Annotated in this window: 17 protein-coding genes; 10 read left to right on the forward strand and 7 right to left on the reverse strand. The window is 68.3% G+C overall.

The window, feature by feature from the left end; all coding sequences use genetic code 11:
* The first annotated feature begins 1 nt into the window (after position 1).
* The 6 genes from lpxC (at position 2) to EVJ50_RS13990 (ending at position 4401) form a co-directional block, all read left to right on the forward strand.
* Positions 2 to 865: a UDP-3-O-acyl-N-acetylglucosamine deacetylase gene (lpxC, locus tag EVJ50_RS13965; protein ID WP_191964933.1), complete on the forward strand. Its 864-nt coding sequence runs from the start codon at positions 2 to 4 to the stop codon at positions 863 to 865.
* The gene (fabZ, locus tag EVJ50_RS13970; RefSeq protein WP_191964795.1) at positions 862 to 1317 is read left to right on the forward strand and encodes a 3-hydroxyacyl-ACP dehydratase FabZ; all 456 of its coding nucleotides are present in this window, start codon (positions 862 to 864) and stop codon (positions 1315 to 1317) included. Before lpxC ends, fabZ begins: the two co-directional genes overlap by 4 nt.
* 3 nt (positions 1318 to 1320) lie before the next feature.
* Positions 1321 to 2154: an acyl-ACP--UDP-N-acetylglucosamine O-acyltransferase gene (lpxA, locus tag EVJ50_RS13975; RefSeq protein WP_150884660.1), complete on the forward strand. Its 834-nt coding sequence runs from the start codon at positions 1321 to 1323 to the stop codon at positions 2152 to 2154.
* Entirely contained in the window at positions 2154 to 3356 is a 1203-nt protein-coding gene (gene lpxB / locus EVJ50_RS13980) for a lipid-A-disaccharide synthase (RefSeq protein WP_150884661.1), read from the forward strand. The genes lpxA and lpxB overlap by 1 nt, the downstream gene beginning before the upstream one ends.
* Before the next feature lie 87 nt (positions 3357 to 3443).
* Positions 3444 to 4112 (forward strand): peptide-methionine (S)-S-oxide reductase MsrA, encoded by a 669-nt coding sequence (msrA, locus tag EVJ50_RS13985; RefSeq protein WP_150884662.1) that lies wholly within the window; start codon positions 3444 to 3446, stop codon positions 4110 to 4112.
* Between the two features lie 106 nt (positions 4113 to 4218).
* Positions 4219 to 4401 carry a hypothetical protein gene (locus EVJ50_RS13990; protein ID WP_150884663.1) on the forward strand — a complete coding sequence of 61 codons (183 nt, stop codon included), beginning with the start codon at positions 4219 to 4221 and terminating at the stop codon, positions 4399 to 4401.
* Positions 4402 to 4426: 25 nt separating this feature from the next.
* On the opposite strand, the gene EVJ50_RS13995 is transcribed toward EVJ50_RS13990, so the two are convergent.
* Positions 4427 to 4663 (reverse strand): hypothetical protein, encoded by a 237-nt coding sequence (locus EVJ50_RS13995; protein ID WP_150884664.1) that lies wholly within the window; start codon positions 4661 to 4663, stop codon positions 4427 to 4429.
* Between the two features lie 289 nt (positions 4664 to 4952).
* Here EVJ50_RS13995 and EVJ50_RS14000 point away from each other — a divergent pair, with 289 nt between their 5' ends.
* Positions 4953 to 12401, forward strand: coding sequence for a hypothetical protein (locus EVJ50_RS14000; RefSeq protein ID WP_150884665.1), 7449 nt, complete (start codon positions 4953 to 4955; stop codon positions 12399 to 12401).
* A gap of 1 nt (position 12402) precedes the next feature.
* On the opposite strand, the gene EVJ50_RS14005 is transcribed toward EVJ50_RS14000, so the two are convergent.
* From EVJ50_RS14005 to EVJ50_RS14020, 4 genes are read right to left on the reverse strand one after another with little or no spacing between them, the layout of a single operon-like run.
* A complete protein-coding gene (locus EVJ50_RS14005) occupies positions 12403 to 13881 on the reverse strand; it encodes a leucyl aminopeptidase (RefSeq protein WP_150884666.1) in 1479 nt (492 codons plus the stop codon).
* Positions 13882 to 13917: 36 nt separating this feature from the next.
* Positions 13918 to 14529: a GIY-YIG nuclease family protein gene (locus EVJ50_RS14010; protein WP_225322969.1), complete on the reverse strand. Its 612-nt coding sequence runs from the start codon at positions 14527 to 14529 to the stop codon at positions 13918 to 13920.
* Positions 14526 to 15167, reverse strand: coding sequence for a type II secretion system protein GspK (locus EVJ50_RS14015; protein ID WP_150884667.1), 642 nt, complete (start codon positions 15165 to 15167; stop codon positions 14526 to 14528). The genes EVJ50_RS14010 and EVJ50_RS14015 overlap by 4 nt, the downstream gene beginning before the upstream one ends.
* A 38-nt stretch (positions 15168 to 15205) precedes the next feature.
* Entirely contained in the window at positions 15206 to 15925 is a 720-nt protein-coding gene (locus EVJ50_RS14020; protein ID WP_150884668.1) for a response regulator transcription factor, read from the reverse strand.
* Between the two features lie 172 nt (positions 15926 to 16097).
* Between EVJ50_RS14020 and EVJ50_RS14025 the strand changes: the two genes are divergently transcribed.
* Genes EVJ50_RS14025 through pyrF form a run of 3 tightly spaced genes read left to right on the forward strand, consistent with a single transcriptional unit; the run spans position 16098 to position 18503 of the window.
* Positions 16098 to 16421, forward strand: coding sequence for a DUF1825 family protein (locus tag EVJ50_RS14025; RefSeq protein WP_150884670.1), 324 nt, complete (start codon positions 16098 to 16100; stop codon positions 16419 to 16421).
* Positions 16422 to 16473: 52 nt separating this feature from the next.
* On the forward strand, positions 16474 to 17781 hold the full coding sequence (gene tyrS / locus EVJ50_RS14030) for a tyrosine--tRNA ligase (protein WP_150884672.1): 1308 nt from the start codon (positions 16474 to 16476) through the stop codon (positions 17779 to 17781).
* A 44-nt stretch (positions 17782 to 17825) separates the two neighbouring features.
* Positions 17826 to 18503, forward strand: a complete 678-nt coding sequence (gene pyrF / locus EVJ50_RS14035) for an orotidine-5'-phosphate decarboxylase (protein ID WP_150885078.1) — start codon at positions 17826 to 17828, stop codon at positions 18501 to 18503.
* Here the strand turns inward: pyrF and EVJ50_RS14040 are convergent.
* Together EVJ50_RS14040 and EVJ50_RS14045 are read right to left on the reverse strand one after the other, a co-directional pair.
* Entirely contained in the window at positions 18439 to 19638 is a 1200-nt protein-coding gene (locus tag EVJ50_RS14040; protein ID WP_150884674.1) for a glycosyltransferase family 4 protein, read from the reverse strand. The two genes, pyrF and EVJ50_RS14040, sit on opposite strands and share 65 nt — an antisense overlap.
* 36 nt (positions 19639 to 19674) lie before the next feature.
* Positions 19675 to 21066, reverse strand: a complete 1392-nt coding sequence (locus tag EVJ50_RS14045) for an MFS transporter (RefSeq protein ID WP_370455529.1) — start codon at positions 21064 to 21066, stop codon at positions 19675 to 19677.

Consider the following 21066-nt stretch of genomic DNA (forward strand, 5'->3'; position numbering starts at 1 on the left):
CGTGGACTGGCCAGCCGATTACAGCGGCCGCTGGACCCTGGCCGGCTCCAGCAGCCGGCGTGGAGATGGACTGCACAGCGGATCCAGCGGGTCAGTGCGTCTGGAGCCATCCGAGGTCGACGGCTTCTGGGTGCAGTGGTCGGATTCCGGCAGCGAGGGTCCCGTCCGGCTGCAGCCTGGCCAGGTCACCGACACCCGCCTCTGCACCGCCCTGGGCTTCGACAATGGCCGTCGCCTGGCCACGGTGGAGCATCTGCTGGCGGCCCTCGCCGGCTGCGGTGTGACCCAGGCCCGACTGATCGTGCAGGGGGAGGAGGTGCCGCTGCTGGATGGCTCGGCCCAGCCCTGGGTGGAGGCGATCGCCGAAGCGGGCCTGGCCCCTCTGGCGGAGCCCCCCACACGTCCGGTGGTGCGGGAACCGCTCACGGTGCAGGAGGGCACGTCGTTCGTCACGGCGCTGCCCTCCGATCGTCTGCGCATCGCCGTGGGCGTCGACTATCCCCAGGCGGCGATCGGCCGCCAGTTGGTCAGCTTCACCCTCACCCCCGAGGTGTTCGTGCGTGAGGTGGCCCCGGCCCGCACCTTCGGCTTCCGGGAGCAGCTCGAGCAGTTGCGGGCGGCCGGGCTGATCCGCGGCGGCAGCCTGGAGAATGCCCTGGTCTGCGATGGCGACCGCTGGGTCAATCCGCCCCTGCGCCAGCCCGATGAACCGGCGCGCCATAAGCTGCTGGACCTGTTGGGGGATCTGGCTCTGGTGGGTCTGCCGCGGGCCCAGGTGTTCGCCTTCCGCGCCTCCCACACCCTTCACACCCGCCTGGCCGCCGCCCTGGCGGCGTCCCCATCGCCTGAACCGATCGCTTCGTGACCGCGCCGTCCACCACCCCCTGCCTGCTCTCGAGTGAAGCGATCCAGGGCCTGCTGCCCCATCGCTACCCCTTCGCCCTGGTGGACCGGGTGATCGCCCACGAGCCCGGCAAGCGGGCCGTGGCGCTCAAGAACGTGACCGTGAATGAGCCCCAGTTCCAGGGGCATTTCCCCGGCCGCCCCCTGATGCCGGGGGTCCTGATCGTGGAGGCGATGGCCCAGGTGGGGGGGCTGATCGTCACCCAGATGCCTGATCTGCCCAAGGGCCTGTTCGTGTTCGCCGGGATCGACGGGGTGCGCTTCCGCCATCCGGTGGTGCCGGGTGATCAGTTGCTGATCACCTGTGAGCTGCTCAGCCTGAAACGGCGCCGGTTCGGCAAAGTGAAGGCTGAAGCCACGGTGGAGGACAAGCTGGTGTGCTCGGGGGAGCTGATGTTCTCGCTGGTGGACTGATCGATGACTCCGTCGGCCCTGCAGACCCGGGTTCACCCCACCGCCATCGTTGATCCCCGCGCCCAGCTGGGGGTTGGGGTGGAGATCGGGCCCTACGCGATCATCGGCCCGGAAGTGAGCCTCGGCGATGGCTCTTCCATCGGTCCGCATGTGGTGATCGAGGGTCGGGTCACCATGGGCAGCCGCAACCGGGTGTTCCCCGGTGCCTGCATCGGCCTGGAGCCGCAGGATCTCAAATACAGCGGTGCGCCCACCGAGGTGGTGATGGGTGATGACAACAGCATCCGTGAGTGCGTGACCATCAACCGGGCCACCCATGAGGGGGAGCGCACCCAGCTGGGCAGCGGCAACCTGCTGATGGCCTACAGCCACCTCGGTCACAACTGCCTGCTCGGCGACCGGGTGGTTATCGCCAACAGCGTGGCCGTGGCGGGCCACGTGCACATCGACGACCGGGCCGTGATCGGTGGTGTGCTGGGCATCCACCAGTTCGTTCACATCGGCCGGCTGGCCATGGTGGGCGGGATGAGTCGCATCGACCGCGACGTGCCGCCCTTCTCGATCGTGGAGGGGCACCCCGGGCGTGTGCGGGGTCTCAACCGCATCGGCCTGCGGCGCAGCGGTCTGGCCCAGGCGGATGGCGGCGCCCAGATGCGTCAGCTGCAGCAGGTCTGGACCCTGCTCTACAAGGGCGACCGGGTGCTGGCCGATGCGCTGCGGGAGGCCCGCGAGCTGGATCTGCTGCCGCCGGCGGCCCATCTGTGCGAGTTCCTCGAGGCCTCGATCGGCCCCGGCCGGCGCGGTCCCCTCCCGCCGCCGGTGGCCCAGAGCCGCTGATGGTGCGGCTGCTGATCAGCACCGGCGAGGTCTCCGGTGATCTCCAGGGCAGCCTTCTGATCCAGGCCCTGCACCGGCGCGCAGCAGCCCGCGGCGTGGAGCTCGAGGTTCATGCCCTCGGAGGGCCGCGGATGGAACGGGCCGGCGCCACCCTCCTGGCGGACACCGCGCCGATGGGCGCCATCGGGCTCTGGGAGGCGCTGCCCCTGGTGCTGCCCACCCTGAAGCTGCAGCGGCGTGTGGATGCCTGGCTGCGCCGGACCCCGCCCGACGGGGTGGTGATGATCGATTACATGGGCGCCAACGTGAGCCTCGGCCGCAGACTGAGGCGCCGGCATCCCGACCTGCCGATCCTGTACTACATCGCGCCGCAGGAGTGGGCCTTCCGCCTCGGTGAGGGCGGCACCACGCGGCTGCTCGGCTTCACCGACCTGATCCTGGCGGTGTTCCCCGAGGAGGCCCGCTTCTATGCCGAGCGCGGGGCGTCCGTGTCCTGGGTCGGCCATCCCCTGCTCGACACCGTCCGCGACGGCCCCGACCGGCAGCAGGCCCGTCGGGAGCTGGGCCTGGCGGACGATGAACGCCTGCTCCTGCTCCTGCCGGCTTCGCGCCAGCAGGAGCTGGCCTACCTGATGCCGGCCATGGCCGAGGCCGCCGCCAGGCTCCAGGCCCGGCACCCGAAGCTTCGGGTGATCCTCTCGGCCAGCATGGAGCGCTTCGAAGCCCCCCTGCAGCGCATGATCGGCGCCGCCGGGCTCAGGGCACGCATGATCGGGGCCGATCAGGCCGATGCCATGAAGCCGGTGCTGTTCGCGGCCGCCGATCTGGCGCTGACCAAATCCGGCACGGTGAACCTGGAGCTGGCTCTGCGGGATGTACCCCAGGTGGTGGGCTACCGGCTGAGCCGGATCACGGCCTTCGTGGCCCGCTGGCTGCTGCGCTTCAACGTGGCGCACATCTCACCGGTGAACCTGCTGCTGCACGAACGGCTGCTGCCGGAGCTGCTGCAGGACGAGTACACCGTGGAGCGGCTGGTGGATGAGGCCGAACGCCTGCTGAACGACGGGCTGCCCCGACAGCAGGTTCTGGACGGGTATGCGCGCCTTCGAGGCGTGCTCGGCGATCCGGGCGTGACGGACCGGGCCGCCGATGCCGTTCTCGATCGCCTCGTGCCCGCAGCCAGGGCCACCCTGCCGGCCTGACCGGCGCCTGCCGGCGGCCTCCGGCCTCCCGCCCCCGTCGCTTCAGGGTCTTCGTTGGCGATGCTGGCTGTCGTTTGTGTTGCGCCGATGCCTGTCCGCTCCTCCCGTGCCTCAGCCCCGTTCCTGGTGGCGGCGCTCCTCTGGGCCGGCAGCCTTCTGATGCCGGCGGCGGCCTGGGCGGCCACGGAAACGGCAATCCTGGCCGGCGGCTGCTTCTGGTGCCTGGAGAGCGACCTCGAGAAGCTGCCGGCGGTGAGCGAGGTGGTGAGCGGCTACAGCGGCGGCACGGTGGAGGCACCCACCTACCGGCAGGTCTCGGCAGGCGGCACGGGGCACCAGGAGGTGGTGCGGGTCACGTTCGATCCCGACCAGCTCAGTTACGGCGATCTGCTGCGGGCCTACTGGCGCAACGTGGATCCCTTCGACGGATCGGGCCAGTTCTGCGATCGCGGCGGCTCCTACCGGCCGGTGATCTTCACGGCTGACGAGCGCCAGGCCCGCACGGCCCGGGCCAGCCTGGATGCAGCGGCGCGTGAGCTGGGCCGCTCTCCCGAGGCGATCCAGGTGGAGATCCGGCCGGCGGCCGCGTTCTGGCCGGCGGAGGACTACCACCAGGACTACGCCAGCAAGGAGCCGGTGAAATACCGCTATTACCGGCTCGCCTGCCGGCGTGACCAGCGCCTGCGCCGTGTGTGGGGTGACAAGGCCCGCAAGGGTGGCCCCTGGAGCGTGCCTGCCGATGCCGCGACTCCCTGATCGACCGTCCGGCGGGATCTGCTGCGGGGAATGCTCTGGTGCAGACCTGGCTTGCCTTTCCGGCTGAGCGCCCTAGAGTCTGCTTTCCCTGACAGGGGGTGGCTGAATGTATGTGCTGACGATACGAGAAGGCCTTGTGACCCGTCACTTCGGGCCGTACGAGAGCCCCAAGCAGGCCTCCGACGACATCGACGCTCTGCTGTGCGGCTGCGGCGAGCGGGCCCGCTGGCAGATCCATGAGCTCGAGGCTCCTCCGTCCGCCAAGACGATGGATCTCGAGGTGGCCTGAGCGCCGGCTGAGGAAGGGATCGGCTTCAGGACTTCGGCGTTCTCGGATAGCCCCGCAGCAACCCGCTCTCCACCATCAGGCCCACACCGGCTGTGATCAGGATCAGGCTGAGGGTGCCGTACCAGAACCAGGGTCCCCGGTCCTCTCCCAGCATCTGGGTGGCGCGCCGGGCGATCGCCTCACCGAACAGGCACAGCCCCAGCGGCAGCAGCAGCACACCCATCTGGGCACGGATGTACCAGCGGATCTTGCCTGCGGGCATGGCAACGGCGCTGAGCTCGGTGTCCCAACCTACGGTCGGGCGCCGGTGGCAAGGGTATAGCTGGTGATGGCCAGGGTCTCTGCCATCACACTGGCCAACAACCTGCGGACGTGGTCGTCCACGATTTGACCGAGACCAGGTCAGCGGACCTGGTTCCGACCAATGGTTTGAAGGTGATTCGTTCGCCTGGGTCACGCTCTGGCGCCGCCCTGCTCTGTTGCGTCTATTCGTGATCTGGCAACAGTGACCACAACTATCCGGAGCAGGACGTGGGTACGGTTGATCGAACGTGTCTATGGCCTTGCGGATGGGAGTCCAGGACGAGAGACCGGCGCTGGTCAAGCTGGCCATCCCCGTCGGTCTCGCGCCCCTGCTCCTGGCCGCCAGCCTCGGCAGCGGTGTCGCCCGGGCCGGTGAGATCAAGGGTGCCTCCGGCCTCCAGAGTCTCGGCTCGGTCATCAACGGCATCCGCAACGGCTCCTGCACCGCCGGTCACTGCTCCATCACCGGTGGCACCGGCGCCGGCAGCAACCTCTTTCACCGTTTCGAAAAATTCGATACACGCGGCTCCATCAGCGGTGCCTCGATCAACAACGATTCCTTCTCCAACGTCATCGTCGGCGTCATCGATCCCGCCGGCAGCTTCATCAACAAGATGGTCGCCCTCTCCAGCAAGGGCAATCTCTTCTGGCTCTCTCCCGGCGGCATCTCCCTCACCGCCGGTGGCGGCTTCACCAACGTCGCCACACTCCAGCTCAGCACCGCCACCACACTCGCCGTCGGCTCCGGTTTCTTTGACGTCTACGGCAGCACCGCCTCACAGGTCGCCGGTCTCCGCGGCATCCCCATCCCAGGCTCACCTGGCCTGAGCACCGATCCCGCCAGCCTTTCCGCCATCGGCCTCTCGGCCAACGGAGACCTGACCATCGACGATGGCCTGCTCACCGTTGATCACTCCCTCCTCCTCGATTCACAGGGCGGTCATCTCCTCCTTAACGCCAGCAGCCTCTCCGCAGACGGCGGAACGATCGCCCTGGCCGGACGCTCCGTCTCGCTCGAGTCCTCCAGCCTCGATGTCAGCAATGACATCGGCAGCGGTGGATCGGTGTCGATCGATGCGGCTGACATCGTCATCGCCTCCAGCTCCATCAACGCCAGTGGCGCCACCGCCGGCGGCTCCATCTCCATCGCCGCCACGGGCAGCGTCAACCTCAGCGATTCCGATCTGACCGCCATCGGGGGGGATGGCTCCCTCCCCCTCCCCGGCGGAGCAGGCGGAGACGACACCACACAGACCGCCGACGCCGACACCACGGCAGAGAGCACCGATGCCTCTGCGACCGCAACGGCCGCAGAGGACAACGGCAGATCCACAGAGTCGAGCCAGACCACCCCATCAACAGCAGAGACCGAGACCGCCCCCGGCGCCGATGAACCCGACGCCTCCACAACGGTGAGCACAGGCGAGCCCGAGCCCAAGCCCGAGCCCGAGCCCGAGCCACAGGACACTCCACAGCTGGACACCCAACCGTCCACCGCCGAGGCCAGCGCAGCCACAGACCCTGACCCTGACCCTTCCGGCAGTCTCCCCGGCAGCAGCACCGAAACGGACGGCTCGGCTCGCAACGACGCGGCCCCGGCCGCACCGGACACCGCAGACGCCCCAGCGCCGGGCGGCACGATCCGCATCAGCGGGGCCGACATCGCCATCACCGGCGGCAGCCTGGATGCCTCCGGCAGCACGGACAGCGGACAGATCGCCACCGACTCCTCCTCCGCCAGCACATGGAGCCCCTCGCTGCAGAGCACCGGTCTGGCAACACAGATGGATCAGGCCATCGGAGAGGCCACCGATCCCGCTTCGCCAGATCCGCTGCTCCAGCAGGAAGACAACACATCCACTCAAACCAGCCTCAGCCCTGAGCCCACGGCTCCAGCAACAGAGAGCAGCACGACGCTCGTCTCACAGGCCGGCGGCAGCGCCGAGGCAACGACACCAGACATCCCGGCCGCTGCGGAACCGGCAGACGAACCCGAACCGGCAACAACAGCGGATGCAGCAGAACCGGCCGGCGGGGCCATCACGCTCCAGGCCGCAGACACCCTCACCCTCACCGGCGCCACCCTCACCGCCAACGGCTCAGGGTCCCAGGCCCGCGGCGGCTCGATCCTCCTGGAAGCAGACGCCATCGCCCTGGCCGCCAGCTCCATCGATGCCAGTGGCACCGCCGCAGGCGGCACCGTTCGGATCGGTGGCGGACGGCGCGGTGAGGACACCTCCATCCGCAATGCCTCCACCCTCACGGCCGGTGCCGACACCACCATCAGCGTTGAGGCCACAACCGCTGGCGATGGCGGTGAGCTGATCCTCTATGCCTCAGACGTCGCCTCCATCGATGCGCAGCTCTCCGCCACAGGCGGTGCCGACTCCGGTGACGGCGGCTTCATTGAAACCTCCGCCGGCTTCCTCTCCGTCACCCAGGCTCCGGATATCTCCGCAACCAACGGCAACGCAGGCACGTGGCTCATTGATCCCTACAACATCGACATCGTCACCACGCCTGACTCGCGCATCACCACAGGCACACCGTTTCAGGGCACAGGGGATGGCACCCAGAACAGTCAGCTCAGCGCCACCACCCTGAACACAGCACTCAACGCCGGCGGCACAGTTCAGATCGATACACAGGGTGCACCCTCCACCCCCGCCGGCAACATCCGCATCCTCGCGCCGATCAGCACCACGGCAGGAACAGGCGGCGCCACCCTGGTCTTCCTCGCTAACGGCAGCATTGAACTAGACGCCGACATCCAGTCCACCGCCAATGCGCTGGACGTGGAGTTCATCGTCGATGCTGACAACAGCTCAGGCGGAGAGACCTTCCAGTGGTCCAGCGGGACCCTGGATCTCCGGGGCGGTACAGCCAAAGCACTGACTGGAGATTCGGCAACAGATGGGCCAACCGTCATCAACGGCGCGGCTGTCGTGGCCAGCAACACCACCTTCCAAACCGGAACCACGTCTCTCGCCACCACATCGCTGACGGTCGACGGCGCCTACAACGACCTCAACGGCTTCTCCATGTCCGGCGGAACGCTGACGGGCAGCGGAGACATCACCCTCTCGGGCAACAACACATGGAGCGGCGGCACCATCTCCGGCAACGGTCAACTCACTGTCTCAGGGCCCCTTGAAATCTCAGGATCCACCGTCCCCACCGTCCTCGATGGACGCACCCTTAAGCACACCAACGCTGAGGGCTCCTCAAGCCTTGTTTCCGGCGCCACTGTCAGTCTCGGCAATGGTGCCACCTTCCTAAACGACACTGGAGCACACCTCAAGATAGAGGTTGTTGGTGAGAACGGTGTTACCGCTATCCGTGAGAGGGTGGACGAGGAAGGTATTTTTCGCAATAAAGGAAAAGTTGTGAAGAGTGGTCTTGGTTTGTTTCGCACTGGCCTCAGGCGCTCCACCAAGTTTACGTTCGAGAACGAGAGCTCTGGCGAGATTTTTATCCTGGAGGGACGGATTCGTGTCCGGCATCTCTTTGATCAAGAGGGGGCGATCGAGATCTCTGAAGGTGCGACACTGCGAGTGCCAGTTGGATTCACTAACGATGGCACAATTAGCGGTCAGGGAAGGATTGGTCTGGACGATCAGGATCGTGGTGTCATCTCTACCCTCATCAACGAAGGGACCATCTCCCCCGGAGGTATCGACAATGCAGGCTCCATCACCATTACCGGCAACCTGGAGCAAGGCAGCGAGGGGAAGCTTGAGCTGGAGATTGGCGGCACCGGCTCAAACCAGTCCGATCAGATCGTCGTCAGCGGCACCACCTCCCTGGGCGGCTCCCTCAATGCCTCCTTGATCAACAGCTACGCGCCAGCCAACGGCGATCAGATCGAGATCGCTCTGATCGAGAGCACCGGTGCCATCAGCGGCAGCTTCAGCAGCGAACCCCTCCCCCCAGGCTTCACCTCTCAGACCGACACCACCAGCACGCCGCAGAGCTTTGATCTGGTCTTTTTCAGCTGTGCCAACGGCACCATCTGCTGGGACGGCGGCGGCACCGACAACCTCTGGAGCACAGCTGAGAACTGGAATACCGATCTCCTCCCCACAAGCATCGATCAGGTGGCCCTGGAACTGATCGGTGGAGACGCCATTCTCTTTGACGGCTCCGGTGCTGCCAATAACGTCTCGATCGCCAGCCTGTTCTCCACAGCCGATAACAGCCTCACCATCAGCGGCGGCAGCCTCTCGCTCGACTCCACAACGCTTGCGTCGACGCTGAATGGAGGGCTGACTCTCAGCGGCGGCAGTCTGGGTGGTGCGGGGGATCTGACCCTTGCTGGGTCCACCACTTGGAGCGGCGGCACCATCGCTGGCACCGGCGGCTTGACGGTCTCAGGTCCGCTCGCCATCACCGACAGCACGGTCCTTGATGGACGCACCCTCACCAGCAGCAGCGGCGCCAGCTTCAGCCAGAACGGCAGCCTCGAACTGACCAATGCCGCCACGCTCGCGGTGGCCGATGGCTTCACCAACGATGGCACCATCTCCGGCAACGGCACCATCGATCTGAGCGGCAGCGGCACCCTCACCACCCTCACCAATGCCGGCACGCTGGCACCTGGTGGCACCGACTCAGCCGGCACCCTCACCATCGACGGCAATCTGCAGCAGGCCGCTGGCGGCACGCTCGCCTTGGAGCTCGGCGGCACCGGCTCAAACCAGTCCGATCAGATCGTCGTCAGCGGCACCACCTCCCTGGGCGGCTCCCTCAATGCCTCCTTGATCAACAGCTACGCGCCAGCCAACGGCGATCAGATCGAGATCGCTCTGATCGAGAGCACCGGTGCCATCAGCGGCAGCTTCAGCAGCGAACCCCTCCCCCCAGGCTTCACCTCTCAGACCGACACCACCAGCACGCCGCAGAGCTTTGATCTGGTCTTTTTCAGCTGTGCCAACGGCACCATCTGCTGGGACGGCGGCGGCACCGACAACCTCTGGAGCACAGCTGAGAACTGGAATACCGATCTCCTCCCCACAAGCATCGATCAGGTGGCCCTGGAACTGATCGGTGGAGACGCCATTCTCTTTGACGGCTCCGGTGCTGCCAATAACGTCTCGATCGCCAGCCTGTTCTCCACAGCCGATAACAGCCTCACCATCAGCGGCGGCAGCCTCTCGCTCGACTCCACAACGCTTGCGTCGACGCTGAATGGAGGGCTGACTCTCAGCGGCGGCAGTCTGGGTGGTGCGGGGGATCTGACCCTTGCTGGGTCCACCACTTGGAGCGGCGGCACCATCGCTGGCACCGGCGGCTTGACGGTCTCAGGTCCGCTCGCCATCACCGACAGCACGGTCCTTGATGGACGCACCCTCACCAGCAGCAGCGGCGCCAGCTTCAGCCAGAACGGCAGCCTCGAACTGACCAATGCCGCCACGCTCGCGGTGGCCGATGGCTTCACCAACGATGGCACCATCTCCGGCAACGGCACCATCGATCTGAGCGGCAGCGGCACCCTCACCACCCTCACCAATGCCGGCACGCTGGCACCTGGTGGCACCGACTCAGCCGGCACCCTCACCATCGACGGCAATCTGCAGCAGGCCGCTGGCGGCACGCTCGCCTTGGAGCTCGGCGGCACCGGCTCAAACCAGTCCGATCAGATCGTCGTCAGCGGCACCACCTCCCTGGGCGGCTCCCTCAATGCCTCCTTGATCAACAGCTACGCGCCAGCCAACGGCGATCAGATCGAGATCGCTCTGATCGAGAGCACCGGTGCCATCAGCGGCAGCTTCAGCAGCGAACCCCTCCCCCCAGGCTTCACCTCTCAGACCGACACCACCAGCACGCCGCAGAGCTTTGATCTGGTCTTTTTCAGCTGTGCCAACGGCACCATCTGCTGGGACGGCGGCGGCACCGACAACCTCTGGAGCACAGCTGAGAACTGGAATACCGATCTCCTCCCCACAAGCATCGATCAGGTGGCCCTGGAACTGATCGGTGGAGACGCCATTCTCTTTGACGGCTCCGGTGCTGCCAATAACGTCTCGATCGCCAGCCTGTTCTCCACAGCCGATAACAGCCTCACCATCAGCGGCGGCAGCCTCTCGCTCGACTCCACAACGCTTGCGTCGACGCTGAATGGAGGGCTGACTCTCAGCGGCGGCAGTCTGGGTGGTGCGGGGGATCTGACCCTTGCTGGGTCCACCACTTGGAGCGGCGGCACCATCGCTGGCACCGGCGGCTTGACGGTCTCAGGTCCGCTCGCCATCACCGACAGCACGGTCCTTGATGGACGCACCCTCACCAGCAGCAGCGGCGCCAGCTTCAGCCAGAACGGCAGCCTCGAACTGACCAATGCCGCCACGCTCGCGGTGGCCGATGGCTTCACCAACGATGGCACCATCTCCGGCAACGGCACCATCGATCTGAGCGGCAGCGGCACCCTCACCACCCTCACCAATGCCGGCACGCTGGCACCTGGTGGCACCGACTCAGCCGGCACCCTCACCATCGACGGCAATCTGCAGCAGGCCGCTGGCGGCACGCTCGCCTTGGAGCTCGGCGGCACCGGCTCAGGCCAAGCGGACCGATTGACTGTCCGCGGCCAGGTCGATCTTGCCGGAGCTATCGAAACCAATCTGATTAACGGCTTCAATCCAGCTGATGGAGATCGCATCGTCGTTCTCGACAGCACCGGTGTGCGTGGCGACTTTGATAGTCAAGATGATGTGCCTGCTGGATTGGTCATCCAGCAATCGCCTTTGGCGGCACCAACCAGCTTGGCTCTTGTTGATCCTGTGCCGGAAGATCCGACACCACCACCAGTTCCAATTCCAGACATCCCGGAACCTTCACTACCCCCTGTGCCCGAGGCATCCGAACAGCCCGGGCCTGAGCCCCCGGCCCCGCCGAATGGTGGTGGATCGCCGCAGGCACCCCCAGTTGTCGACGCGCCCCAGCCCGAGAGCACGACGCAACCCCTGACGGGTTCCCCTGGCCCGGTCGATCCGGCTGAGCCCTCCGAGCCTCGACTTCCTGGTCCTGTTGGGGAGTTGCTGGGTGATCCACAGGCGCAGGGCACTCTCCAGGCTGTCTCCGAGACCCAGACGGAACAGCAAACCCTCGGCACCCCGGGTGAAGATCCTGCTGCCCCATCTGCTGCCCCAGTCCCGATCGGGTCTGGTCCATCGGAGGCTGGGTCGGAATCACCCGTAGCGCTTGGCCTTGGCGCGAGCGACTTCTCAGGCGGTGCGGCCGACTCTGAGTCTTCGACGGGCAATCAGGGGCCAGCAGGCTCTGCACCGGCTGATACCGGTACCTCTCCACAGGATGGAGCTGACGGTTCGGCCGATGCATCGGGTTCGCCTCAAGCCAGTGAGGGACCGTCGGAAAGCTCCGGCGATCGCGGCGACGACTCGGCCCAGGACGACAACTCGGGGGATGATCAAGAGGCGGGCGCGGCCGGTCCCCAGGACCCGGACAACCCCTTCGCCGGTCCTGCCGCTGTGCAGGCGCTGAGCCCCAGCCAGGCCACAGCGAGCATGAGTGAATCGGAACAACGATCCAGGGATCTGATGGAAAAGCTGCTGAATCTCAGAAGCTCTTCCTCAGGAAGCAACCTGGACGGGCCGCGAACGGTTCCAGGACCGGCTCAGCTGCAGCAGACTCTGCTCAACGCCATGGAAGTGGTGCGGCGACGCCTCCAGGGAGGCCTCTGACTCAGGCCAACCCTCCCGCTGACACCCACTCCACAAGAGTCCGCACCCCGAAACCGCTGGCGCCGGAGGGCTGACCCTGGCGCGGTTTGTCGCTCCACACCGTGCCGGCGATGTCGAGGTGGGCCCAGGGAATGCTCCCCGCCACGAACTCCTTCAGGAACAGGGCCGCGGTGATCGAGCCACCCGGCCGGGGGCCGGTGTTCTTCATGTCGGCCAGATCGGATTTGAGGCCGTCGGCGTAGGAGGCCGGCATGGGCATGGCCCAGAGCTGCTCGCCGCCGCTGCGGGCGGCATCGCTGAGGGCACGGCTGAGGCTGTCGCTGCTGCTCCAGAGGCCGGCGATCTCCTCTCCCAGGGCGATCACGCAGGCGCCGGTGAGGGTGGCCAGATCCACGATCGCATCGGGCTTGAGTTCACTCGCATACACCAGCGCATCGGCCAGGGTGAGGCGGCCTTCGGCATCGGTGTTGTTGATCTCGATCGTTTTGCCGTTGGAGGCGGTGATGATGTCGCCGGGGTGAATCGCCGAGCCGTTGATCATGTTTTCGCAGGCGGCCACGATGAAGTGAACCTCCACTCCCGCTGGTTTCAGTTCCGCGATCGCCCGCGCGGCACCGAGCACGGCGGCGCTGCCGCCCATGTCGTACTTCATCATGTGGATCTGGGCCGCACCCACCTTGAGGTTGTAGCCGCCGGAATCGAAGGTGAGCCCCTTGCCCACCAGGGCCAGCCGGCGTAAGGGAGTGCCCTCCGGCCGGTAGATCAGATGGATGAAGCGCGGCGGCAGATCCGACCCCTGCGCCACGGCCAGATAGGAGCCCATGCCCCGCTCGCGGCAGGCTTCGGCATCGAGGATGGTCACCTCAAGGCCGTGATCGCGAGCGATCGCGCTGGCCGTGTCGGCCATCACCTCCGGGGTGAGGGCATTGGCGGGCGCCGCCACCAGTTCGCGGGCCAGTTCCACGCCGCTGCAGATCGGGGCCACCCGCTCCAGGGCGGCATCGCCAGCAGCCGGCAGCTGCAGGATCTCGCAGCGCTCCGGGCGGGGATCCTGGTGCGGTTCGCTGCGGAAGCGCTGGTCGCTGTAGCCGGCCAGTCGCACCGATTCGCCGATCGCCTGGGCCGCGGCCGATGGCTCGAAACCCTCCAGCGGCAGGCACAGCCCCAGCGATCCCGTCATGCCCTTGCCGGCCTGGGCGGCGGCGGCAGCAGCGCGCCGCAGGGCCATCAGATCGAACGATTCCGGTGCCCCCAGGCCGATCAGAACCAGCCGCTGCAGCGGGCCATCGAGCAGATCGAAGCTCGCCGTGCTGCCGGGCTTGGCCTTGAAGCCGCCGGCCTCCAGGCGCTCGAGCAGGGCACTGCCGAAGCGCGTCTCCAGTGCCCGGCGGGTCGCATCACCATCCTGGGAGAAGAGCCCCACCACGAGGAGTTCGCCCTGCCAGTCACCAGGACCGGCCGGACTGCTGAGGCACTTCATGACCGCTGCGTTGCTGGCGCGATCGTAGACAGCGGCTCAGGCCGGGCCCGCGTGAAACGGTGTGGCCCAGCGGGATCGGGTCTCCTTGTTGAAGGGCGGCTGCCAGCGCTGAATCAGGGCCTGCTCCAGCCGCCGGCGCGCGGCGCTGCCGGAGGGAACATCACTCCAGAAGCGAATCGTGGGCTGCGACTCAAGGCCGGCCCGCACCAGGGCCTCGCGGTAGGCAGAGAGGTAGGCCTTGCAGTCGTGATCGCCCTTCCAGCGCTGATCCGCCCGGCCCGTCTCCCCCACGTAGAGGAGCAGAGGTGAGGCCAATCCGGCCGGCTGGTCCATCACCAGGTAGATCGCCGCGCCGCTCAGGTCGGGGCTGGGCCAGCGCCAGAACTGCAGATGCCGGGGGGCCAGGGCCAGGGGGGCCAGCTCCTCGGCGTGCTGTTCGATTGAGGTCGCGCCGCTGGCGCTGCCGAGCAGGTCCATCTGCCGCCCGGGGGCAGGCTGCTTCTGCAGCAGCGGCTGCTGGTGATCGGCGATCCGCTGCAGCCAGGCGCTGAGCTGGGCGCGGCTGATCCGCAGCTCCGTGGCCTCTGCCGCCGGCGCCGCTGGCGGCTCACCGTCACCGGCCGGGAACAGGGAGATCTGGCGGGTCATCGCTGCTGCCGGTGCGGCCTGGCAGCACCGCCATTCCGGTGGTCGGCGCGAGTGGGAGGGAGGCTCGGACTCCGTGGCGGAGGTGAGAACAGCAGCCGGCCGATCAGGCCCTCCACCTCACCCTGGCTCAGGTTCAGCCGCTGCTGCAGATCCTGGAGGTCTCTGAATGGGCCGCGGCGGCGCTCCTCCAGCAGCTGCCGCAGATCGGCCTCCGCCAGCTGCAGCCGGGCCCGCAGCAGCTCCGCCGAGGCCCGGTTCAGATCCAGGCGGGCGGTGCCGCTGGCCAGGTGGTCAGCCGCGGCGGCACCTGCGGGTGCGGTGAAGTCGAGCACCGGCCGCCAGGCCGCCAGCTCCGCATCGCTGAGATCGAGATGACGCTGCAGGACTTCGGGAGCGTTCAGCGCAGTGCCGGCGTCCCGCAGCCGCATCAGCTGGTCCACCCGGTCGGGGCTGCAGCCGGGCAGGCGCAGCCAGTCCGCCGGGCCGGCCCGTTGCACCAGCAGCCGCCAGCCCTGCTCGGCCGCGTGGCGCACTTCCGCCGCGTCGGCGAGCCGGTGGGCGGGATTGAGACGTAGGCGCAGGGCCAGCAGATCACGCTCCACATCCTCATCCGGGTGCTGCGGTTCCGGCGCCGTCATCTCCCGTGCCGCGAGCAGGTCTTCAGAACGTGCCTTCCTTATACCCAGGCCGGCGGATTCGGAGGAGCCTTCACCACGCCGTGCTGCAGGGCCAGCACGGCGGCATGGGTTCGGTCGCGGGCGTTGAGCTTGGCCAGCACGCTGCTCACGTGGCTCTTCACGGTGTCGACCGACACGATCAGTGCATCGGCGATGACAGGGTTGCTGCAGCCTCTTGAGAGGAGCGTCAGCACCTCCAGTTCGCGTGGGCTGAGCGGTTCGGCCAGCGGCGGTCCGGCCTCCAGCCGGCATCGCTGCAGCACGGCGGCCGCATCACGATCCAGATAAGAGCCGTCGTTGAGCACGGCCTGCAGGGCTCCGTGGAAGGCGCCGGTGGCGAGCAGCCGGTCGGTGCACACCCCCTCCGTGCCCGCCTTCACCGCCGCCAGCAGGGTGCGGCAGGTGGGGCGCTGCATGATCAGCACCGCCCGCAGTGGCGGGTGCAGGGCCTTCGCCCGCCGGATCAGGGCCACCCCATCCCCCGCCTCCAGCTCGTCGCTGCAGATGAGCAGATCCGGCGGCTGCCGGCGCACGTGCTCCAGACCCTCCTCCTCGGTGGTCACCAGACCCGTGAGCCGGCCCGGGTGGGGATAGCTCGTGGCCAGCAGGCTGAGCAGGGCCCGCTGGCCGAAGGCGAGCAGGGCGGTGAGGTTGCGCAGCAGCTGCGCTTCCTCCTTCTGACGCTGCCGGATGCCGGGGATGAGGGGGGAGAGGTCCACCTCCTCATCGTGCGCGGCTCGTCCGGCGCCCAGCCGCGCCCGCGGCCATTCGTCACGAAGGGTGACGGCTGCGGCAGCTCGCGGCGCGCCCGATTACGTGGATCCGCACCGGCCCGGGGGGGAGACAAGCCGTTGGAACTGAGCAGAATCGTGCAAGCTGAGCCGGCCCTCGATGGGATTCTTCGAATCGGAGATCGTTCAGGACGAGGCCCGCAGCCTGTTCGGCGACTACCAGAACCTGATGCGGCTCGGCGGCGACTACGGCAAGTTCGACCGCGAAGGCAAGAAGCTGTTCATCGAGCGGATGGAGGCCCTGATGGACCGCTACCGGGTCTTCATGAAGCGTTTCGAGCTCTCCGACGACTTCCAGGCCCGGGTGACCGTGGAGCAGCTCCGCACCCAGCTCTCCCAGTTCGGCATGACGCCCGACCAGATGTTCCAGCAGATGACCAGCACGCTGGAGCGGATGAAGCGCGAGCTGGAGCCCCAGGCCTAAGCCTGGGCGCTTCCCTACCATCCAGCGCTGCTCCCGCGCGTCCCCGGCAGGCATGACCGCTTCCCAGGCCGATCGGCCCCAGACCGCCGCGCTGCCTCCTGCCCTGGCCCGCGGGGTGGCCGATCTGTTCCCCGATCAGCCGGGCACCGACCCCGATCTGTGCCTGGCCGCCCGTCTGGGCGAGTCGGCAGGTGCTGCCGGCCCCCTGAGGGTCAAGCTCGGCATCGATCCGACCGGATCGGAGATCCATCTGGGCCACAGCATCCTGTTCCGCAAGCTGCGCGCCTTTCAGGACGCCGGTCACACGGCGGTGCTGATCATCGGCGACTTCACCGCCCGCATCGGCGATCCCACCGGCAAGAGCAGCACCCGCGTTCAGCTCTCCCCCGAGGCGGTCGAAGCCAACGCCCGCACTTATCTGCGTCAGCTGGGGGAGGGACGGCCCGCCTCGGAGGCCCTGCTCGATTTCGAGACGCCCGGCCGGCTCGAGGTGCGGCGCAACAGCGAATGGCTCGAGCCTCTGGATCTGACCCGGATCATCGAGCTGATGGCCACGGGCACCGTCGGTCAGATGCTCGCCAAGGAGGACTTCTCTCGCCGCTACGGCGACGGCACGCCGATCAGCCTGCATGAATTCCTGTACCCCCTTCTGCAGGGCTACGACTCGGTGGCCGTGGCGGCCGACGTGGAGCTGGGCGGCACTGATCAGAAGTTCAACGTGGCGATGGGCCGGGACCTCCAGCGCCACTTCGGCCGTCGGCCCCAGTTCGGGCTGCTGATGCCGATTCTTCCGGGCACCGATGGCGTGCAGAAGATGAGCAAGAGTCTCGGCAACGTCGTGGGCCTTGAGGACGACCCGCTCACCATGTATTCGCGGCTGGAGAAGCTGGCCGATGCCGTGGTGGAGACCTACGTGACCCTGCTCACCGATCTCGACCCGAGCGCTCTTCCGGACGCGCCGCGCGAGCGCCAGAAGGCCATGGCCCTGGCGGTGACAGCCGAGCGCCACGGTTCCGCCGCGGCCGCGCAGGCCATGGCTGCGGCCGCGACCCTGGTGGGTGGAGCCGGTCAGGCCGGCGGGTCCGAGGCGGTGCCGGAGCTGTCGCTGGAGGGGGTGAGCTTCCCCGCCACCGCCTTCTACCTGCTCCGTGCCCTGGACCTTGCTGCCAGCAGCAGCGCCGCACGCCGGAGCATTCAGGGTGGAGCGGTGCGGCTGGACGGGGAGCGTCTGGAGGATCCGAACCGGTTGTTCGAGACCCCCGATCAGCTGCACGACCGGGTGCTGCAGATCGGCCGCAAGACCTTCCGCCGTCTGGTGCACGGTTCCGCTGCGGCGGGGTCGGGAGGCAACAGGCCGTGACGGCCATCGTCGGTGCCGAGCGCATCATCGTCGCCCTCGACGGGATGAGCGCCCCCGAGGCCCTGGCCTGGGTGGAGGGCGTGCCCGACCTCAGGAACGTGAAGGTGGGTCTGGAGCTGTTCATCGAGGCCGGCCCCCCGGTTGTGACCCGGCTGCGGGAGCGCGGTCTGCGGGTCTTTCTCGACCTCAAGCTGCATGACATCCCCGCCACCATGGCCGGCAGCTGCCGCAGGGCCGCGGCGCTCGGCGTCAGCTGGCTCACGCTTCACGCCAGTGCCGGTTCCGCGGCCCTGGCGGCGGCCGGTGCGGCGGCGGAGGAGGGCGCGGCGGCCGCCGGCTTCGATCCCCCGGCCCTGCTCGGCGTCACCGTGCTCACCAGCTGGGCGCCGCAGGTGTTCCTGCGCGAGCGGCAGCTGGCCGTTCCGCTTGACGCCCACGTGGACCAGCTGGCCGATCTCAGCCGCTCTGCCGGGCTGCAGGGCTGTGTCTGCTCGCCCCTGGAGGCAGCGCGCCTGCGCACGCGCCATCCGGAACCCTTTCAGCTGATCACGCCCGGCATCCGGCCCGCCGGCAGCGGCGCCGACGATCAGGCCAGGGTGATGGGACCGGGGCAGGCGATCGCTGCCGGCGCCAGCCTGCTCGTGATCGGCCGGCCGATCACGCGAGCGGCAGACCCCACAGCGGCCCTGGCGCGCTGCGCTCAGGAACCGGCCGGCGGCTGAGCAGGGCGGAGTAGAGCCCCTCCAGCTGGCTGAGGCTGCCGGTGAGGGCATAGCGCTCCAGCACCCGTTGCCTGGCGCGCCGACCCAGCTCCGCGGTGAGCACCGGCTGATCGCGCAGCAGTGGCAGGAGCGTGCGCAGCTGGGTGGTGACCCCCTGGGTGCGCAGCACGATGCCCGCTCCTCCCTCCAGCACCTCGCCATCAGCGCCGGCATCGGTGGCCACGCAGGCGGCACCGCAGGCCATCGCTTCCAGGAGTGCCAGCGACAGACCCTCAACGAGGGAGGGCAGGATGAACACCTCCGCCCGCTGCAGCAACGCGATCCGGGTGGCCTCATCGGGCTCGTGGCCCCACCAGAGCACGTCGGGTTCGGGGCTGGCCGGCTCCAGGGCGCTGCGCAGCGGCCCATCGCCCACGATCACGAGCCGGCAGCCCCTGGGGCGCACCAGGCGCCAGGCCCGCAGCAGCGCCTCCAGGTTCTTCTCGGTGGCGATCCGCCCCATGTACACGAACAGCCGCTCCCGACCCAGGCGCTGATCCAGCTGCTGGTCGCGGCTCTCCGGCCCGCGGCCCGCGGCGCCAGCGGCAGGGGCATTCCGTGCGGGACACCAGCGGTTCACATCCACGCCGTTGGCGATCACCGCCAGCCGTTCCGCCGGCACGCCGAGTCGCTCGAGGATGCCGGCCTGGAGCTGGGAGAACACGATCACCCGATCGAAGCGGGCCAGGGCCGGGGCGTAGAGCTGATACGTGAGCTGCTGGGTGCCGGCTGCCACGTGGCGCAGCCCGGCGTCGAAGGGGGGGTGGAAGGTGGCCACCAGCGGCAGCCCGAGCTGCTGGCAGAGATCCGGCAGGCGGAAATCAAGCGGCGAGAGGGTGAGGCTGGCGTGCACCAGGTCCGGCTGGAGGCGGGCCAGAGCGTCGCGCAGCTCACGCTGGGCTCCCGGGGATGGAATCGTGTACACCTGGGACTTGACCAGGTAAGGCAGCGCCACATCCGGCCAGGAGTCGCCGCTGTCGAAGTGGATGAAGCTGACCCTGTGTCCCCGCTGCCGCAGGGCCTCGGTGATCGTGAGGCCGTAGGTGACGTTGCCGCAGAAGGGTGACTTCTTGCCGATCCAGGCGATGTGAGGCACCCGCGTTGCTGGCCCGCTCTGTGGTGGTGGCAAACGCTAGCAGCGCTGCCAGGGCCGCTCCAGCACGGCGGCGATCAAGGCGATCGCGGCCAGGATCCAGAGCACGGGGACCAGCCCGTAGCGGCTCACGATGCCGCCGGCCAGCACCAGCGGCAGGCTCAGGGCCACGTTGATCAGGTTGTTCTGCAGGCCGAACACCTTGCCCCGCATCGCTTCGGGCGTGTCCTCCTGGATGGTGGTCTGGGCCGGGATGGCCAGCAGCGAGGCCCCCACGCCCAGAAGCCCGCACAGGGCCAGGGTGGCCGCCAGGTTGCCGCGCAGCTGGGCCAGCAGCATCAGGCACCAGCCGATCACGCCGAGACCGGTGCTGGCCAGCACCGGCCGGCGCATCAGGTGACCGGTCTGCGCCACGACCAGGGCCCCCACCGCCATACCCACCCCGCTCATGGCCAGCAGGGTGCCGAAGCGGGTCGGCCCCAGGCCCGGTACGGCCGAGGCCAGGCTGATGGCCAGAACGTACAGCGCGGCCAGCAGGCTGTAGAGCAGCACCAGATGGAGCAGGGCGCCGCGCACCCGGGGCAGGCGCCGGATGAGCTGAACGCCGTCGCGGATCTCCCGCCACACGCTCCGCTCCGAGGGCCCGGCCGGCTCCTCCTGCATCCGGATCGAGCTGATGCAGAGCGCGGCGCAGCCGTAGCAGAAGGGCAGCAGCAGGAACTGGCCGCCGGGCAGGCCCCAGCCGGCCAGCAGCACGCGCAGCAGCCGCAGGATCGGTTCCCCCAGGGCGAATCCGGCGATCGTGGCGGCCATGCTCGTGGCCTGATAGACGGAGTTGGCCGCCAGCAGCTGGCGCCGGGGCACCAGCAGCGGGATCGCAGCCTGCTCGGCTGGAGCGAAGAACTGGGTCAGCGTCGATTCCACCAGCGTCATCAGCACCAGTGCCCAGTACCCCCAGCCGATGCCGAGCCAGACAGGCCCCGGCGTCAGGGCCAGCGGAATCGGCAGGGCCAGCAGCGCCCTCAGCCCGTTCGAGGCCACCATCACGCTGCGCTTGGGCCAGCGATCGGCCCACACCCCCGCCACGCTCCCCAGAAGCATCGCCGGCAGCGTGTTGGCGGCGTAGATGCCGGTGGCCAGCAGGGTGATCACCTGGGCCCGCGTCTCCAGATCAAGCCGCATCACCGCGGCGGCATCGGCCAGCGCCCCGCCGCTGCCCACCGCTTCGCTCGCCCCGCTGACCCAGTGCCCCGCGATCAGGGCCACCATCAGCACGATGTAGAACTTGTCGGCCAACTGGGAGAAGATCTGGCCGATCCAGAGCCGGCGGAAGCCGCCCAGCTGCAGCACCGACCGAACGCCCCGCTCGACCGGCTCCGGCCGCGGCTCTCGCCCGGCGGGCGGTCTGCTTTCAGCCTTGGCTGCCGGCAC

The organism is Synechococcus sp. RSCCF101 (assembly GCF_008807075.1).
Taxonomy (GTDB): Bacteria; Cyanobacteriota; Cyanobacteriia; order PCC-6307; family Cyanobiaceae; genus RSCCF101.

Coding starts and splice junctions, on each gene's coding strand:
- EVJ50_RS14010 (WP_225322969.1), bottom strand. CDS start 14,529: ATGACCCGCCAGATCTCCCTGTTCCCGGCCGGTGACGGTGAGCCGCCA.
- msrA (WP_150884662.1), top strand. CDS start 3,444: ATGCCTGTCCGCTCCTCCCGTGCCTCAGCCCCGTTCCTGGTGGCGGCG.
- EVJ50_RS14005 (WP_150884666.1), bottom strand. CDS start 13,881: ATGAAGTGCCTCAGCAGTCCGGCCGGTCCTGGTGACTGGCAGGGCGAA.
- EVJ50_RS13995 (WP_150884664.1), bottom strand. CDS start 4,663: ATGCCCGCAGGCAAGATCCGCTGGTACATCCGTGCCCAGATGGGTGTG.
- lpxA (WP_150884660.1), top strand. CDS start 1,321: ATGACTCCGTCGGCCCTGCAGACCCGGGTTCACCCCACCGCCATCGTT.
- tyrS (WP_150884672.1), top strand. CDS start 16,474: ATGACCGCTTCCCAGGCCGATCGGCCCCAGACCGCCGCGCTGCCTCCT.
- pyrF (WP_150885078.1), top strand. CDS start 17,826: ATGAGCGCCCCCGAGGCCCTGGCCTGGGTGGAGGGCGTGCCCGACCTC.
- EVJ50_RS14015 (WP_150884667.1), bottom strand. CDS start 15,167: ATGACGGCGCCGGAACCGCAGCACCCGGATGAGGATGTGGAGCGTGAT.
- EVJ50_RS14025 (WP_150884670.1), top strand. CDS start 16,098: ATGGGATTCTTCGAATCGGAGATCGTTCAGGACGAGGCCCGCAGCCTG.
- lpxB (WP_150884661.1), top strand. CDS start 2,154: ATGGTGCGGCTGCTGATCAGCACCGGCGAGGTCTCCGGTGATCTCCAG.
- EVJ50_RS13990 (WP_150884663.1), top strand. CDS start 4,219: ATGTATGTGCTGACGATACGAGAAGGCCTTGTGACCCGTCACTTCGGG.